The sequence below is a fragment of the Micromonospora sp. WMMD1128 genome (assembly GCF_027497235.1).
Lineage (GTDB): Bacteria > Actinomycetota > Actinomycetes > Mycobacteriales > Micromonosporaceae > Micromonospora.
Genome location: NZ_CP114902.1, coordinates 3,417,118 through 3,431,822 on the forward strand (window position 1 = coordinate 3,417,118; position 14,705 = coordinate 3,431,822).

General features: G+C 76.5%; 8 protein-coding genes. 2 read left to right on the plus strand and 6 right to left on the minus strand.

The window, feature by feature from the left end; genetic code table 11:
• Nucleotides 1-10 precede the first annotated feature (10 nt).
• From O7602_RS15655 to O7602_RS15675, 5 genes are all read right to left on the minus strand, one after another.
• Nucleotides 11-3,511, minus strand: a complete 3,501-nt coding sequence (locus O7602_RS15655; RefSeq protein WP_281583372.1) for an amino acid adenylation domain-containing protein — start codon at nt 3,509-3,511, stop codon at nt 11-13.
• Nucleotides 3,508-6,630, minus strand: a complete 3,123-nt coding sequence (locus O7602_RS15660; RefSeq protein WP_281583373.1) for a thioesterase domain-containing protein — start codon at nt 6,628-6,630, stop codon at nt 3,508-3,510. Before O7602_RS15660 ends, O7602_RS15655 begins: the two co-directional genes overlap by 4 nt.
• A complete protein-coding gene (locus O7602_RS15665) occupies nt 6,627-10,094 on the minus strand; it encodes an AMP-binding protein (protein ID WP_281583374.1) in 3,468 nt (1,155 codons plus the stop codon). The genes O7602_RS15660 and O7602_RS15665 overlap by 4 nt, the downstream gene beginning before the upstream one ends.
• 328 nt (nt 10,095-10,422) lie before the next feature.
• A complete protein-coding gene (locus O7602_RS15670; protein ID WP_281583375.1) occupies nt 10,423-10,818 on the minus strand; it encodes a DUF2267 domain-containing protein in 396 nt (131 codons plus the stop codon).
• A 90-nt stretch (nt 10,819-10,908) separates the two neighbouring features.
• Complete coding sequence (locus O7602_RS15675; protein ID WP_281583376.1) at nt 10,909-12,273, minus strand: hypothetical protein; 1,365 nt, start codon at nt 12,271-12,273, stop codon at nt 10,909-10,911.
• A 144-nt stretch (nt 12,274-12,417) separates the two neighbouring features.
• Between O7602_RS15675 and O7602_RS15680 the strand changes: the two genes are divergently transcribed.
• Nucleotides 12,418-12,711 carry a hypothetical protein gene (locus O7602_RS15680; protein WP_281583377.1) on the plus strand — a complete coding sequence of 98 codons (294 nt, stop codon included), beginning with the start codon at nt 12,418-12,420 and terminating at the stop codon, nt 12,709-12,711.
• A 77-nt stretch (nt 12,712-12,788) separates the two neighbouring features.
• On the opposite strand, the gene eccB is transcribed toward O7602_RS15680, so the two are convergent.
• Complete coding sequence (gene eccB, locus O7602_RS15685) at nt 12,789-14,171, minus strand: type VII secretion protein EccB (protein ID WP_281583378.1); 1,383 nt, start codon at nt 14,169-14,171, stop codon at nt 12,789-12,791.
• 234 nt (nt 14,172-14,405) lie between these two features.
• On the opposite strand from eccB, the gene O7602_RS15690 reads away from it, so the two are divergent.
• Nucleotides 14,406-14,675: a metal-sensitive transcriptional regulator gene (locus tag O7602_RS15690; RefSeq protein WP_281583379.1), complete on the plus strand. Its 270-nt coding sequence runs from the start codon at nt 14,406-14,408 to the stop codon at nt 14,673-14,675.
• Nucleotides 14,676-14,705: the final 30 nt, after the last annotated feature.

Sequence of the window (14,705 nt, forward strand, 5' to 3'; positions counted from 1 at the left end):
GGTTGCGGCATCACGGCTGCTGGGGTCGGCGGGGCGGCGGGGTACGGCGGGCGCGGCCCCGCCGGGCGGCGGCGCGCAACGCGGCGCGGGCCAGCTCCGGCCGGTCGGCGGCGCCGTCGAGGCTGGCGGCGAGCGCCCGCACCGTCGGGTGGCGGAACAGGTCGAGCATGGTGATCGAGCGGCCGGTGGCCTCGACGAGCCGGGCGTGCACCGCGGCGAGCGCCATCGAGTGGCCGCCGATGTCGAAGAAGTTGTCCGCGACGCCGACGGTGTCCCGGCCGAGGACGTCCCGCCAGATGCCGGCGATCAGCGCCTCGGTGCCGGTGAGCGTGTCCGGGCCGGCCGGCAGCGACGCCCGGGCCGGCTCGGCGGCGACGGTCATCGCGCCGAGCGCCGCCACCCGCACCGCCGGGCGGGGCAGCTCGGGCGCCACCTCGCCGGCCGGCGCGTCCGGGTCGGCGGCGAGCGCGCCGACCAGGGCGACCAGGTCGGCCAGGAGCGCGGCGATCCGGTCGGCGTCGAACAGGTCCGGGTTGTACACCACCTCGACGCCGGCCCGCCCGTCCCGGTGCACCACGTAGACGGTCAGGTCGAACGGCGACCCGGGTTTCGGCACCGGCACCGGCTCGGCGGTCAGGCCGGGCAGCGCCAGCCGGGGCGGGACGAAGTTGAGCACGTTGAACAGCACCTGCACCAGCGGCGCGCGGGAGGTGTCCCGGCCGACGCCGAGCGCCTCGACGATCCGTTCCAGCGGCGCGCCCGGATGGTCGGTGACCGCGCGCAGCTCGGCGGCGCACCGGTCGACCCGCTCGGCGAAGCTGCCGCCGGCACGCACCCGCACCGGCACGGTGTCGATGAAGAAGCCGATCACCTCGTCGAACGCGGCCAGCCTCCGGTCGGCGACGACGGCGCCGAGCAGGTGGTCGTCGCCGCCGGTGAGCCGGCGCAGCAGCTCACCGAAGCCGGCCAGCAGCACCGCCGCGACCGTGGCGCCGCGCCTTGCGGCCAGGTCGCGGACCGCCCGGTCGGCCGCGGCGTCGAGCCGGACCGCGGCCTCCGCGCCGGCGTACGTCTGCACGGCCGGGCGGGGCCGGTCGCGGGGCAGCTCCAGCACGGTCGGTGCGCCGGCCAGGTGCCCGGTCCACCAGGCCAGGTCCGCCTCGCCGCGACGCCTGTCGCGTTCCGCGCGCCACACCGCGTAGTCGGCGTACGTGGCGGGCAGCGGCGGGCGGCCCGGCGCCGGCCCACCGACCGCCCGGGCGTACGCGGTGGCCAGCTCGTCGTAGAGCACCGCCTCGGACCAGCCGTCGAAGACCGCGTGGTGCACGGTGATCGCGAGCACGTGTTCGGCGGCGGCGAGCCGGTAGACGGTGACCTGCCAGGCCGGTCCGGTGGCCAGGTCGAACCCGTGCCCGGCGCCGGCCGCGAGCATGCCGGCCAGTTCGGTGTCCGGGTCGGCGGCGGCGGTCAGGTCGACCACCGGCACCGCCACGTCTGTCGGTTCCTCCCGGACCGCGTACGGCACGCCGCCGGTCTGCGGGATGCGCCAGCGCAGCACGTCGTGCCGCTCGGCGACGGCGCGCAGCGCGACGCCGAGCGCGGCCACGTCGAGCGGCCCGCGCAGCCGGTGGGCGACCGCGATGTTGTAGGGCGCGCTGGACGCGGTGAGCTGGTCGGTGAACCACAGCCGCCGCTGCGGCGGGGACAGCGTGGGCGGGTTGCCGGTGGTCAGCCCGTCGCCGTCGGCCGGGTCGGCGGCGCGGACCCGGTCCACGAGCGCGGCGAACGTGCGGTCGGTGAACAGCACCCGGGTGTCGACCTGCCGGCCCAGCTCGGCGCGGAGCGCGGCGACCAGCCGCATCGCGGCGATCGAGTTGCCACCGGCGGCGAGGAAGTCGCTGTCCGGGGCGGGTGCGGCGCCGAGCAGCCGGGTCCACAGCCGCCGGACCGCGTCGCGCACCGGGTCGTCGCCGTCGGGCGTGTCGTCCACCGTGGCCGCGGTGGCGGCCAGCGCGCGCAGCGCCGGCCGGTCCAGCTTGCCGGTGGTCGGGCTCACCGGCAACGCCGCCAGCCGCACCGTCCGGGCCGGCAGCATCGCGGCGGTCAGCCGCTGCCGCGCGTACGCCCGCAGCGTGTCGTGGTCCGGGGCGCCGGCCGGGGTGAGGAACGCGACGAGCTCGGTGCCGGCCGGGCCGGGCACCGCCTCCACCACGGCCCGCTCGACGCCGGGGTGGGCGGCCAGCGCCGCCTCCACCTCGCCGGGTTCGATCCGCTGGCCGCGCACCTTGACCTGCCGGTCGGCCCGGCCGAGATAGACGAGCCGGCCGTCGGGCGCCTGCCGGACCAGGTCACCGGTGCGGTAGAGCCGTTCGCCCGGCGCGTCGCCGAACGGGTCCGGCACGAACCGCTCGGCGGTCAGGCCGGGCCGGTCGAGATAGCCGTCGGCCAGGCCCGGGCCGCCGATCAGCAGCTCACCGGTCTCCCCGGACGGCACCGGCCGCAGGTCGGCGTCGACCACGTACGCGCGGTGGTTGGGCAGCGGCCGGCCGATCGGCACCGGATCGGCGTCGGCCGGGGTGAGGTCGCCGCTGACCGCCAGCACGGTGGTCTCGGTCGGGCCGTAGGCGTTGACGAACCGCCGGCCCGGCGCCCAGCGGGCGACCAGCTCGGCCGGGACCGCCTCGCCGCCGCAGAGCAGCACCCGCCACGACGGCGTGGTGGCCGGGTCGAGCAGCGCGAGCATGGTGGGGGTGACGAACCCCCAGGTCACGTCGTGCGCGGCGAGGAACCGGGCCAGCCGCGCCGGGTCGGCCCGGTCGTCGGCGCCGAGCAGCTGCACCGCGCCGCCGAGGGTCAGCGGCACGAACAGGTCCATGGTGGCCGCGTCGAAGCCGAGCGAGGCGATGCCGAGGCTGCGCATCGAGGCGTCGGCGCCGGTCAGCGCGGACACCCCGGTGACGAACTCGACCACGTTGCGGTGGGTGGTGAGCACGCCCTTGGGGCGGCCGGTGGAGCCGGAGGTGAACAGCACGTACGCCGGGTCGCCGGGGCGGGCCGGGCACGGCGCCAGCGGCGCGGGGCCGGTCCGGTCGAGCGTCCGCACGCCCGGTTCGTCGCCGAACTCGGCCGCCGCCGCGTCGCCGGCCACCACCCGCACCCCGGCGTCCCGGGCGATCTCGCGCAGCCGGGTCCGCGGGCCGCCCGGCTCCAGTGGCACGTACGCGGCGCCGGCCAGCAGCACGCCGACCACGGTGACCACCAGGTCCGGGGTACGCGCGCCGCAGACGCCGACCCGGTCGCCCCGGCCGACGCCGTGTGCGCGCAGCGCGGCGGCGACCCCGGCGGCCCGCTCGACGAGTTCCCGGTAGGTGAGCCGGTGGTCCCACTGGCGCACCGCCACCGCGTCCGGCGCGAGGGCGGCCCGGGCGGTGATCAGGTCGGCGAGGGTCGCGTCCGGCCAGGGCAGGTCGTCCCCGATGACGGCGGCGGTGGCGGGCAGGACGTCGGTCACCGGTGTGCTCCCAGGTGCTCGGCCGGGTCGGTGATGTGCAGGCGCAGCTCGCTGAAGTAGCGACGGCCGGCGCCGTCGGGCACCCAGGCGTGCTCCGGGCCGGGCAGCATCTCGCTGACCGTGAGCGGGACGCCGTCGCCCCCGGTGCCGCGGGCGGCCCGCACCAGGGCGCAGAGCATGGTGGCGAACCCCGGCGCGGCCAGGTCCACGAAGCAGGGTTTGGTCTCGGTGCCGAGCTTGACGTAGACCCGTTCGGGCAGGCCGAGCCGGCGGCGCCAGGCCCGGACGGCGAGGAACCGGTTCCGCTCGCCGGTGACGGTGGCCAGGCCACTCTCGCCGACCGTGGTGCGCCAGGTCTGCCGGGCCACCACGAGGCGGTCCACCGTGATCCGGGGCGTGTGGGGCGCGGCGGCGACCAGCTTGAAGCCGTCCACCGCGTGCGCGCTGAGCACCGGGGCGAAGATCTCGGCGAGCGGCCAGCGCTGCCCGTCGGAGGCGGTGGCGACCAGGTCGCCGTCGACCGCGTCCACGGTGAGGTCCACCGTGGGCAGCACCCGGGCCGGGTCCGCGCCCGGCGCGTCCTGGAAGGCCAGTTGCCGGTCGGTCGGGCCGGCCAGCGACTCGGCGGTGCGGCTGGTGCGGCGCGGCCAGTCGGCCGGGAAGAGCAGCCGGACCCGCCGTTCGCCCAGGTCCGCGGCGAGCGCGTCACGCAACCGTTCGACGTCCGGGTGCGACGGGGTGAAGACCGCGCAGTCGAACGAGGACCAGGCGGCGTGCAGCTCACCGAGCACCACGGTGTAGTCGCCGCGACCAAGCGCCGCCGCGTCGGTGGCGCAGATCTGCAGGTCGGGGCTGTGCATCGCGGCGTTGGACCAGGTCGGCCGGGAGTCGGGGAAGACCACGTCGATCCGGTCGGCCAGGTCGGCCGCGCGCACCCGGATCTCGGTCGTCCCGGCGGGGAGCGTGTCCAGGCCGAACAGCCCGGCCCAGCGGGCGGCGAAGTCGGCCGCGACGGCGTCCACCGGCCGTTCGCCGTCGCCCCAGAACATGCCCTGGGCGAGGAACCACAGGTCGGCCAGCGCCACCGGCCCGCCGGACTCGGCCCGCAACTCGTCGTGCAGGCCGCGCAGGACCTCCAGGTACGCGTCGGCGAGCGCACCGGCGAGCCAGCGGGCGGCGCGCAGCAGCACGTCGAGCGGGGCGGCCAGCTCGGCCAGCAGCGGGCTGCCGAAGACCACGTCCAGGTCCCGGGCGGTGTCCTCGTAGCAGATGGTGCGGCCGGCGTACATCTGGCCGGGACGGCGCGCGGCCGGCACGCCGGCCAGCTCGGTGAACGTGGCGTCGAGGTGGTCCAGCGCGGCGCGCAGCGGCTCCGGATCGTCGGCCGCCGCGGCCACCGCGTCGCGGGCGGCCCGCAGCCGGTCGAGGCCGGACCGGGCGGCGGCGCGGGCCGGTTCGTCGCCGATCGCGGCGATCCGCTCGGCCAGCACCCGTTCGGCGTCCGGGCTTACCGGCAGCGCCGCGTCCCAGGTGAGCAGCTCCCGCTCCACCAGCCGGTCGAGCAGCGTGTAGCCGTCCTCGGGCCGGCGCAGCCCGATCGCCGGGTCGGCGACCAGGTCGACGGCGGCACGGCGGCCGTCGGCGGCACGCAGCAACGCGGCCTCGACCGGGGTCACGGTCAGCGGCGGACGGCCGGGCCGGAGCACGGTCCGGTCCCGGACCGCCAGGTGGGGCCGCAGCATCGGCGGCCACCAGCGGCGGACCGCCACATCCACGCCGATCCGGTCGGCGTACGCGGCCAGGGCCCAGGACTCGAACCACACCCAGCGCCGTCGGGTGAGCCGGTCGCCGGGGTCGACCCGGGCGACCTCGGTCCGGTCGGGGTCGAGGGTGACCCAGCAGCTGGGGCCGAAGAAGCCGATCGTCTCGTTCTTACCGCAGTACCGCTGCCAGTACTTGAGCAGCGCCCGCTCCCGGTCCCGCCGCCGCACGTTGCGGCGCGTGTCGGCACCGCCGCGCGCCAGCCCGTCCAGCGCGATCAGGGCGCCCCGGTTCTGCCAGGTCACCGCCGCACGCACCAGCGGATCGGCGGCCAGCGCGTTGAGCCGCTCGGCGCCGGCGCGGACCGCCTCGTCGAACTCCTTGTCGAACCGGTCCGCGCCGGCGCCGGTGTCGAGCAGCTCGTCGGCGGCGGCGGCGGCCCGGGGCGCGGTCAGCAGCTCCAGCCCGTCGGCGGGGAAGCCGGTGGTCCGCAGCATCGCGTCGCGCCACACCGACCACCCGGTGTCGCCGAGGGGAACCCGGTGCGCACCGCAGGCGGTCCCGCGGCCGGCGGCGCGCACCGGGTCCGGACCCGCGACCGGTGCACCGGCGCGGGGGTCGGAGGTGCCGGGCACGGCGGTCAGGTCGGCCCGGATCAGCGCGGCCAGCTCGGCGAGCCGGTCGTGCAGGAAGAAGTGCCCGCCGGGCAGGTCGTGCAGGGTGAACCCGGCCGCGGTGTGCTCGGCCCAGGCGGCGTTCTGCTCCCGGGTGACCGCCCGGTCCCGGTCGCCGGCGAACGCGACGATCGGCACCGGCAGCGGCTCACCGGGGACGTAGCGATAGTCGTCGACCCGGCCGAAGTCGGCCCGCAGCAGCGGCAGCAGCAGGTCCACCAGCTCCGGGTGGTCGAGCAGCTCGGCGGAGAGCCCGCCACCGTCGCGCAGGCGGTGCAGCAGCTCGTCGTCGTCGGCGCGGGACAGCCCGTCGAAGAGGCCCGGCCCGGCGACGTGCGGGGCGCGGGCACCGCCGACGTAGAGCCGCAGCGGCAGCGGGCGACCGGTACGGCGCAGTTCGCGGACCACCTCGAAGCCGAGCCGGCCGCCCATCGAGTGGCCGTAGATCGCGTACGGGCGGTCGGCGCGGGCGGCGATGGCGTCGGCCACCTCGGCGACGGTGAAGCGCGGATCCTCCATGATCCGGTTCTCCCGGCCGGGTAGCTGCACCGGCAGCACCTCGACGCCCGGACCGAACGCGGCCGGCCAGTGCCGGAACGCGCTGGCGCCCGCGCCCGCGTAGGGCAGGCAGAACAGCCGTACCGGCGCCTCGGGTCGGCTGCCGGCGGAGACGAACCAGTTCACCGTGGGCCTCTCTGCACGGGGTCGATCCAGTGCCGGCGGCGCTGGAACGGGTAGGTGGGCAGGCCGGTACGCCGCACGGCGCCCTCCGGGTGCAGAGCGGCCCAGTCGACGTCGCGCCCGGCCACCCAGTCGGCGGCCAGCTCGCGCAGCGCCCCGCCGTCCCCGGCGATCCGGGCGTCGGTGTCGAGCAGCACGTCCAGCGCGGCCAGCGCGGCGGGCCGGGAGGCGACGACGACCGCGGCCCGGTGGGTGAACGGTCGCCGGCCCAGCGCCAGCGTGGCGGCCACCTCGGGCAACGGCGGCGCGGCCCCGGCCAGGTGGCCGCGCAGCCGGGCCAGCGCGGCCCGCAACGCCGCCGGGGTACGCGCCGAGACCGGCAGCAGCCACGGCCCGTCGCCGGACGGGTCGCCCGGGTCGACCGGCGGTGGCTGCTCCACCACCACGTGGGCGTTGGTGCCGCCCAGGCCGAACGCGCTCACCCCGGCCACCCGGCGGGCGCCGTCGGGCCAGTCCCGCGCCTTGGTCGGCACGTAGAACGGGCCGGCGGCCAGGTCGATCTCCGGGTGCGGGCGGGTGAAGTGCAGGTTCGGCGGGATCACGCCGTGTCGGACGGCGAGCACCGCCTTGATCAGCCCGGCGATGCCGGCCGCCGCGTCGAGGTGGCCGATGTTCGTCTTCACCGAGCCCAGCGCGCAGGTGCCCGGGGGCGCGGCGCCGGCGTACACCTCGTGCAGCGCGGCCACCTCGATGGCGTCGCCGAGGGGGGTGCCACTGCCGTGCGCCTCGACGAGACGGACCTCGCCCGGGTCGACCTCGGCGGTGGCGAGCGCGTTCGCCACGGCGGCGGCCTGCCCGGCGGGGCCGGGCACGGCGAAGCCGGCCCGGTCCGGGCCGTCGTTGGTGACCGCCCAGCCGGGCAGGATGGCGTAGATCCGGTCGCCGTCGGCCTGGGCGTCGGCGAGCCGGCGCAACGCGACCACGCCCGCGCCGGAGCCGAACCCGGAGCCGTCGGCGGCGGCGTCGAAGGCCCGGCACCGGCCGTCGGGCGAGGCGAGCCCGCCGGGGGTGGCCCGGTGCCGGGGCCAGGTCACGGTGGCGCCGCCGGCCAGGGCGAGGTCGCACTGGTAGTCGGCGAGGCTCTGCGCGGCCAGGCAGACCGCGACGAGCGAGCTGGAGCAGGCGCTCTGCACCGCCACCGCCGGCCCGGTCAGGCCGAGCCGGTAGGCGACCTGCCCGGGCAGGTGGTCGGTGAACTGCCGGCCGAGCAGCCGCGCCTCCCAGTCGTCCGGGTCGACGTCGCCGACCACGGCCGGGTTGTCCATCAGGTGGAACAGGAAGTAGCGGTTGGCGGAGGTGGCGGCGTAGACGCCGACCGGCCCGGGGAAGCGTCGCGGGTCGTGCCCGGCGTCCTCCATCGCCTCCCACGCGGTCTCCAGGAAGAGCCGGTGCTGGGGGTCGGTGCGGGCGGCCTCGTCGGCGCCGAAGGCGAAGAACTCGGCGTCGAAGTCGGTCACCCCGTCGAGCCGGCCGCTGGCGCGGACGTGCCGGGGGTCGGCGCGCAGCTCCGGCCCGATGCCGAGCGCGGCCAACTCCTCGTCGGTGTGGTCGTGGACGGAGTCCACCCCGGTGCACAGGTTCCACCAGAACGTCGCCACGTCCGGCGCGCCCGGGAAACGGCCGGCGACCCCGACCACGGCGATCTCGTCGCCGGTGTGCGCGCGGGCCACGCCGACCGGCGCGGCGGGCGCGGGCAGCACCGGCACCCGGACCGCGTCGGGCGGGGCGTCGAGCAGCGCCGCCTGGGCCGCGACGGTGGGGTGGTCGAACAGGCGCAGCATCGGCAGGCGTACGCCGAACCGCTCGGCGATCCGCTGCTGCACCAGGCCCAGCAGCAGCGACTGCCCGCCCACGTCGAAGAAGCCGTCGGTGCGGCCGACCGCCGGGCGGCCGAGCACCGCGCACCAGATGTCGTGCACGGCGCGTTCGGTGTCGGTGACCGGCGCCGCGTCGGCGGGCACGTCGACGACCGGGTCGGGCAGCGCCCGCTCGTCGACCTTGCCGCTGACGGTGAGCGGGAACTCGTCGACCACGACCACCGCGCGGGGCACCGCGTGCTCGGGCAGAGCGGCGGCCAGCGCCGCGCGCAACGCGGTCGGATCGGGGCGGTCGCCGGCCGGTCGGACGTACGCCAGCAGCTCGCCGTCGCGGACGACGGCGCGGACGCCCGCCACGCCGGGCCGGGCGGCGAGCACGGTCTCGATCTCGGTCAGCTCGATCCGGTGCCCGCGCACCTTGACCTGCCGGTCGAGCCGGCCCAGGCAGACCAGCTCGCCGCCGGGCAGCCACCGGCCGAGGTCGCCGGTACGGTACGTGGGCACGCCGTCGGCGTCCGTGCCGAAGCGGTCGCTGTCCTGGTTGAGGTAGCCGGGGGCGAGGTGCCGGCTGCGGACCACGATCTCCCCGGTGCCGGTGGCGAGGTCGAGCCGGTAGCCGGGTAACGCGGCGCCGACGGGCAGCGGCCCGGTCGCGGTCGGGTCCACCCCGGACAGGCTCAGCACGTGTCGGGCGGCGAACGTCATCTCGGTCGCCCCGTAGCCGTTGACCAGCCAGCAGTCCGGGGCGAACCGGTCCCGGCCGCGCGCCGCGTCGGCCCAGGTGGCCTGTTCCCCGCCGAGCAGCACGACCCGCACCGAGGGCAGCCGCCGCTCGCCGAGCGCGTCGAGCAGGAAGCGGTAGACGGTGGGGGTGCAGTGCAGCACGGTGGTCCGGTGCCGGTCGAGTTGCTCGACGGCGTACGCCAGGCCCTGCCGGCGCACGTCGACCGGGACGACCGCGGCGCCGGTGAGCAACGCCGGGTAGAGGTCGGGGATGGCGGCGTCGAAGCTGAACGAGGCGAGCAGGCTGAGCCGGTCGGCGGGGCCGACGGCGAGCGCGTCGATCTGGTTGTCGACGACGTGGGCCAGGTTGCGGTGGGTCTGCCCGACGGCCTTGGGCACGCCGGTGGAGCCGGAGGTGAACAGCACGTACGCGAGCGCGTCCGGGTCGACCGGGACGGGGCGCAGTGGGGCCGGCGGCACGTCGTCGAGCGGCACCACGGCACGTCCGCCGGCAAGCGTCCGGGCCAGCTCGCGGTGCTCGGCGGCGCAGGCCACGGCGGTCACGTCGGCGGCGTTGACCATCTGCCGCAGCCGCGCGACCGGGAAGCCCGGGTCCAGTGGCACGTACGCGCATCCGGCGGCGAGCGTGCCGAGCAACGCGGTGACTGTCGGCGCACCGTGCGCGGTGAGCAGCGCGATCCGGTCGCCGGGGCGGAAGCCGGCGGCGGCGAGCCGGGCCGCGTGCCCGCCGGCTGCCTCGGCCAGCTCGGCGTAACCGACCTCGTGGGTCTCGCCGAGAAGCGCCGGGCGGCCACCGTGGACCGCTGCGACCGCGCCGAAACGATTGATGATCGTCGTCTCTGCCATGTCAGGAGACGGACGGCTCTCCACCGACGGCGGGCACGCAGCATGGAATGAACGTGATCATTGATTCCCCCCCAGGACTTCACGTTGGAAGCAGAATATGGCCCGACCCCTCGACCGGAAGAGCATCGATGCGGGTCAAGCCGAAGGGGGGAAGGCCCCTGGCACCACGGGCGGAGGAATCCGTCCGATCATCCCTCTAGCGCGAAGACGATTTTCAGCGTAGGCACCTACTGGCGAGTTATTTTACGGTGAAAATACTTTCGGGCCGCGAAATCTTCACCTGGCGGCCCCGATGCCGGCAGCTCGACCCGGATCGCGGGGAGCCTGCTCAGACATCGTACGGCGGACGCGGAATCGGGTCCACCATCGCGTCGAACCCCTTGGGCAACTGCGCCACCAGATCCTGGAACTCGCCCACGGTGACCGTCTCGCGCAACGTCTCCAGCACCGCCCGGGTGCCCACCTGGGCGACCGCCGGATCCACCGCGGCCCGGTCGGCCACCCGGAAGAGGAAGTCCACCAGGGCGCCGGTCGCCCCGGCCGGTTCGGACGTCGTCAGGTAGCCGCCGACGTCGTCCGGGAGTTGGGCCGCCAGATCGGCCGACTCGTCGGCGGTGATCCGTTCGGCGAGGGTCTGCAACACCGCCCGGGAGATGGTGGCGGCCTGGTCGCCGGGAAGCTCCGCGCGGCGCGCCACCGCCTCGACGAACATGGGAAACCGCATGCCGCCCCTCCCCTCGTCGCCGGCCACCGACCCGCCGCCGCCCGCCGACCCCGGCGAGTACCCGCGCCCACCCCCACCAAACGACGTGGCTCAGCCCTCGGCGAGCGCGTCCAGCACCAGCGCCGCGGTCCAGCTGAACGCCGGTGAGCCGAGGCCGACGCCGGTGTCCGGGTGGAAGTACTCGTGGCAGCCGGCACGGTCGACCAGGTCGAGCAGGGACTCCCGCAGCCCGGCCGCCAGGTCGGCCCGGCGGTGGGTCCGCAGCCCCTGCCAGAGCAGCCAGCCGGTGTTCACCCAGCTCGGTCCGCGCCAGTACCGCAACGGATCGAAGTCCGGCGCGGTGCGGTCGTGCGTGGGCAGCGGCCGGGCCATCCGGGCGGCCAGGCCGAACCGGGGTGAGCACGCCTCGGCCAGCACCGCCCGCACCTGCCGTTCCGGCAGCTCGGGCAGGGCCAGCGGCATCAACCCGAGCACGGTACGCGCCGGCACGAGCCGGTCGGTGCGGACGTCGCGGGGGCGGAACGTGCCGGCGACCGGGTCCCACAGGCGGGTCACCAGCGCCTCGGTGATCCGGGCCGCCCGGTCGCGGTGCGGGCACGGGTCCGCGCCGACGACCGTCGCGATCCGGGCCAGCGCGTACTCGGCGACCCCGAGGGCGGCGTTGACGAGCGGGCACTCCACCAGGAACGGGTGCCGGCCGAGCAGGCGGTCGTCCCGGTAGCGGCCGGCGCGGTAGCTCTCCACCAGCGCGACGTACCGCGCGTAGTCCAGGTCGGTGGGTCGGTGCGCGGCGTCGGCGTACGCGGTGTCATGCCGGCGGTACACGCGCATCACCGACTCGTCGGCCGGCACCGCCCCCAGCGGGGCGTCCCAGGCCGGACTGTTGTCCAGGCCCGACTCCCACGGGTGCACGATCGCGGCCAGCCCGCCCCCGCCGACGTCCCGCCGCCCGGTCAGATAGCGCTGCTGGGCGACCAGCCGGGGATAGAGCCGCCGCAACGCCGCCACCGACGCCTCGGAGGGGGCGCGGCGGTGCACCAGCCACGCCGCCGGGGCGTGCACCGGCGGTTGGACGATGCCGGAGGTGGCCACCGCCGGTGCGCCGTCGACGCGGGCCGAGTCCCAGAACTCCGGCCCGGGAAAGTACGCGCCGACGCGCAACGCCGGGTTGAACACGATGTGCGGCACCCGACCGTCGGCCCACTGCGCGGCGAACAGCGTGCGCAGCTCGCGCCAGGCCCGGTCCGGGCGCACGTGGGCCAGCCCGACCGCGACGAACGCCGAGTCCCAGCTCCACTGGTGCGGATAGAGCGTGCGGGACGGGACGGTGTGGTCGTGTTCCCAGTTGGCGTCCAACGTGGCCAGCGCGAGCCGGCGCAGCCGGGCGTCGCGTTCCGCGCCGGCGCGTACCCCGGCGGCCAGGCTGCCGGTCAAGGGCGTCACGTCCTCCGTCACCAGGGTGCATGAAGGGGGTGCCGGATCCGATCGTACCCCAAAAATGGGCATATGTGATTAGACGGCTACTCCCGGCGCCGGTCGGGGTCGACGCGACCGCCCGCGACGACGGCGGGCGGGAGGTCCGACGGTTAACGTGAGCCCATGGCCAAGCCGACCCGCTGGGTGACCGACACCGAACCCGGCCACTCGCAGTGGTACGTCGACCGGTTCCGCCGCCTCGCCGCCGAAGGGGCGGACCTGGCCGGTGAGGCCCGGCTCATCGACGCGCTCGTGCCGCCCGGCGCCCGGATCCTGGACGCCGGCTGCGGCACCGGCCGGGTCGCCGCCGCGCTGGCCGCCGGGCTGCGCCCGGAGCACCGCTTCGCCACCTGGGACCTGCGGCCGTGGCGCGACGACGCCGGGTTCGTGGTCACCGTCCTGCGCCGCCCCGCCTGAGTCGCGGACCGGCCCGGATCACGGGCCGGGTGGGTCGCCGTCGTGCCTCACGGTCCGTGGTGAGTCGCGGCCGGTGGTCAGGCCGGAGCGGCGACCACGCGGGCGGCCTCCGGGTCGAGTGGGCTGCCCGCCGGCAGCAGGTCGACCAGGCCCGCCGGCAGCCGCACCGGACGCACCCCGGCGTAGCCGAGCATGCCCGGCACGTCCGCACCGGCGAGCGCGTACCGCCGGCCCAGGTCGGTGACCACGCACACCGCGCCGCCGGTGGCGCCCGGGGCCGCCACCGCCTCCACGAGCGCGCCGCGCCCCGGCTCCACCACGACCTGGTCGGCCAGCCCACCCCGCCCTCCCGAGGTACGCGCGACGGCAGCCAGGTCTGGCGCGGTCACCCCGAGCCGGATCTCGCGTACGCCCGCGTCGTCGCCGGCCCGTGCGCAGAGTGCGCCCGCCTCGGACGCGGCCAGCCGGGGCGGCACGGCCGGCGGCGCGGTCGGGCCGCCGGGTACCAGGTCGGGCAGCTTCGGCAGCGCGGCGAACCGGCCCAGCGTGATCGGCTCCGGCTCACCCTGCCCGGTGCGCGCCAGCAGCAGCGCGGCCTGCAACTCGGTGATACCGGCCAGCCCGTCGCGGGCGGCCACCGCGTACTGCCGGCCGCCGCCGGAGTTGCGCACCAGGTAGACGTCGCCCACCGTGGCCCCGGCGATCCCCCCGGAGGGTACGCCGAGGTCACCGACCGGCGGCGGGGCCAGGTCGACGCCGGCCGGGATCGTGTTGAGCAGCGCCGCCGCGACCGGCACGGCTCGCGCCCGGGTGGCGGCGAGCGCGGCGAGCACCCGGTCGGTGTCGCGCAGCAGGTAACGCCGGTCGTGCCAGAGCAGGTGCAGGCCGCCGTCCGGGTGACGGACCAGCAGGCCGCGGTCCCCGAGCGCCCGGCCGCCGGCCGCGTCCCGCCCGATCAGCAGCGCCGAGCGGGCCTGGTCCTGCCCCGCCTCCCCGGTCACCGACGAGCAGAGCGTCCAGCCGTCGCGGACCAGCCGGTCGGGCGCGGGCAGCGAGTCCGGGGCGTCGGCGATGCCGAGCGGCAGGCCGCGCGGCACCCCGTCGATGGCCCGGCGGGTGACGAGCACGGTCGTCGGCCGGTCCGCGCCGATGATCAGCAGCGCCGAGGCGTAGTTGAGCACCGGATGCAGCTTCTCGTCGCGGTAGACGAACCGGGCACCGGACTCCTTCTCCACGATCACCGCGCCGGTGTCCCGCCAGGAGCTGCCGCCGCCGGTGAACAGGCCGTACAGCGCCACCGCGCCGAGTGCGATCGCCGCGACCAGCACGCTGGCCAGGCCGGCGCCGGCCAGCCGGCGAAACGGCGACTGCGGGGGGTCGGTCTCCCGCATGACGAGCGCGGCGACCGCCCGCTGGACGGTGAACTGGTACGAGTGCAGCTGGTCCTGCCGCGACGCCATCGGGGTCCCTCCGCCGGGATCGTCGCCGCACAGAATAAGCACTCCGTCGATCCCCCAGCCACCCTGCGTGCCTCCGCTGACTCTCGTCCCCACGTCCGCCGACCCGCCCACACCTCGTCGATCATGAGGTTGCCGTCCGACATAACGGACAGGAACGCCGTTAACCTCATGATCAGCCAGGGGCGGTGGCGCTTCGGTTACCCCCGGGGGTATGTTGGGGGCAGGAGGTGGGACGTGAAGTTGCGACCCGAGATGACCGGCGACGCGTTGACCCGACTCAAGCGGGCCCGCGGGCAGCTCAACGCCGTGATCGAGATGATGGAGAACGGTGAGGACTGCCGCGCGGCGCTCACCCAGCTCGCCGCGGTGTCCAAGGCCATCGACCGCGCCGGCTTCAAGATCATCGCTTCCGGCATGCGCCACTGCGGCACCGCCCGCCAGGCGGGCGAGGAGCCGGAGATGACCGAGGAGGAGCTGGAGAGGCTCTTCCTCTCCCTGGCCTGATTCCACCGAACTCCGCCCGCGTCGCCTGAT

What these genes read in the sequence shown, in the direction of transcription:
- O7602_RS15665 (WP_281583374.1), bottom strand. Translation starts at nt 10,094, where the DNA reads ATGGCAGAGACGACGATCATCAATCGTTTCGGCGCGGTCGCAGCGGTC.
- O7602_RS15670 (WP_281583375.1), bottom strand. Translation starts at nt 10,818, where the DNA reads ATGCGGTTTCCCATGTTCGTCGAGGCGGTGGCGCGCCGCGCGGAGCTT.
- O7602_RS15680 (WP_281583377.1), top strand. Translation starts at nt 12,418, where the DNA reads ATGGCCAAGCCGACCCGCTGGGTGACCGACACCGAACCCGGCCACTCG.
- eccB (WP_281583378.1), bottom strand. Translation starts at nt 14,171, where the DNA reads ATGGCGTCGCGGCAGGACCAGCTGCACTCGTACCAGTTCACCGTCCAG.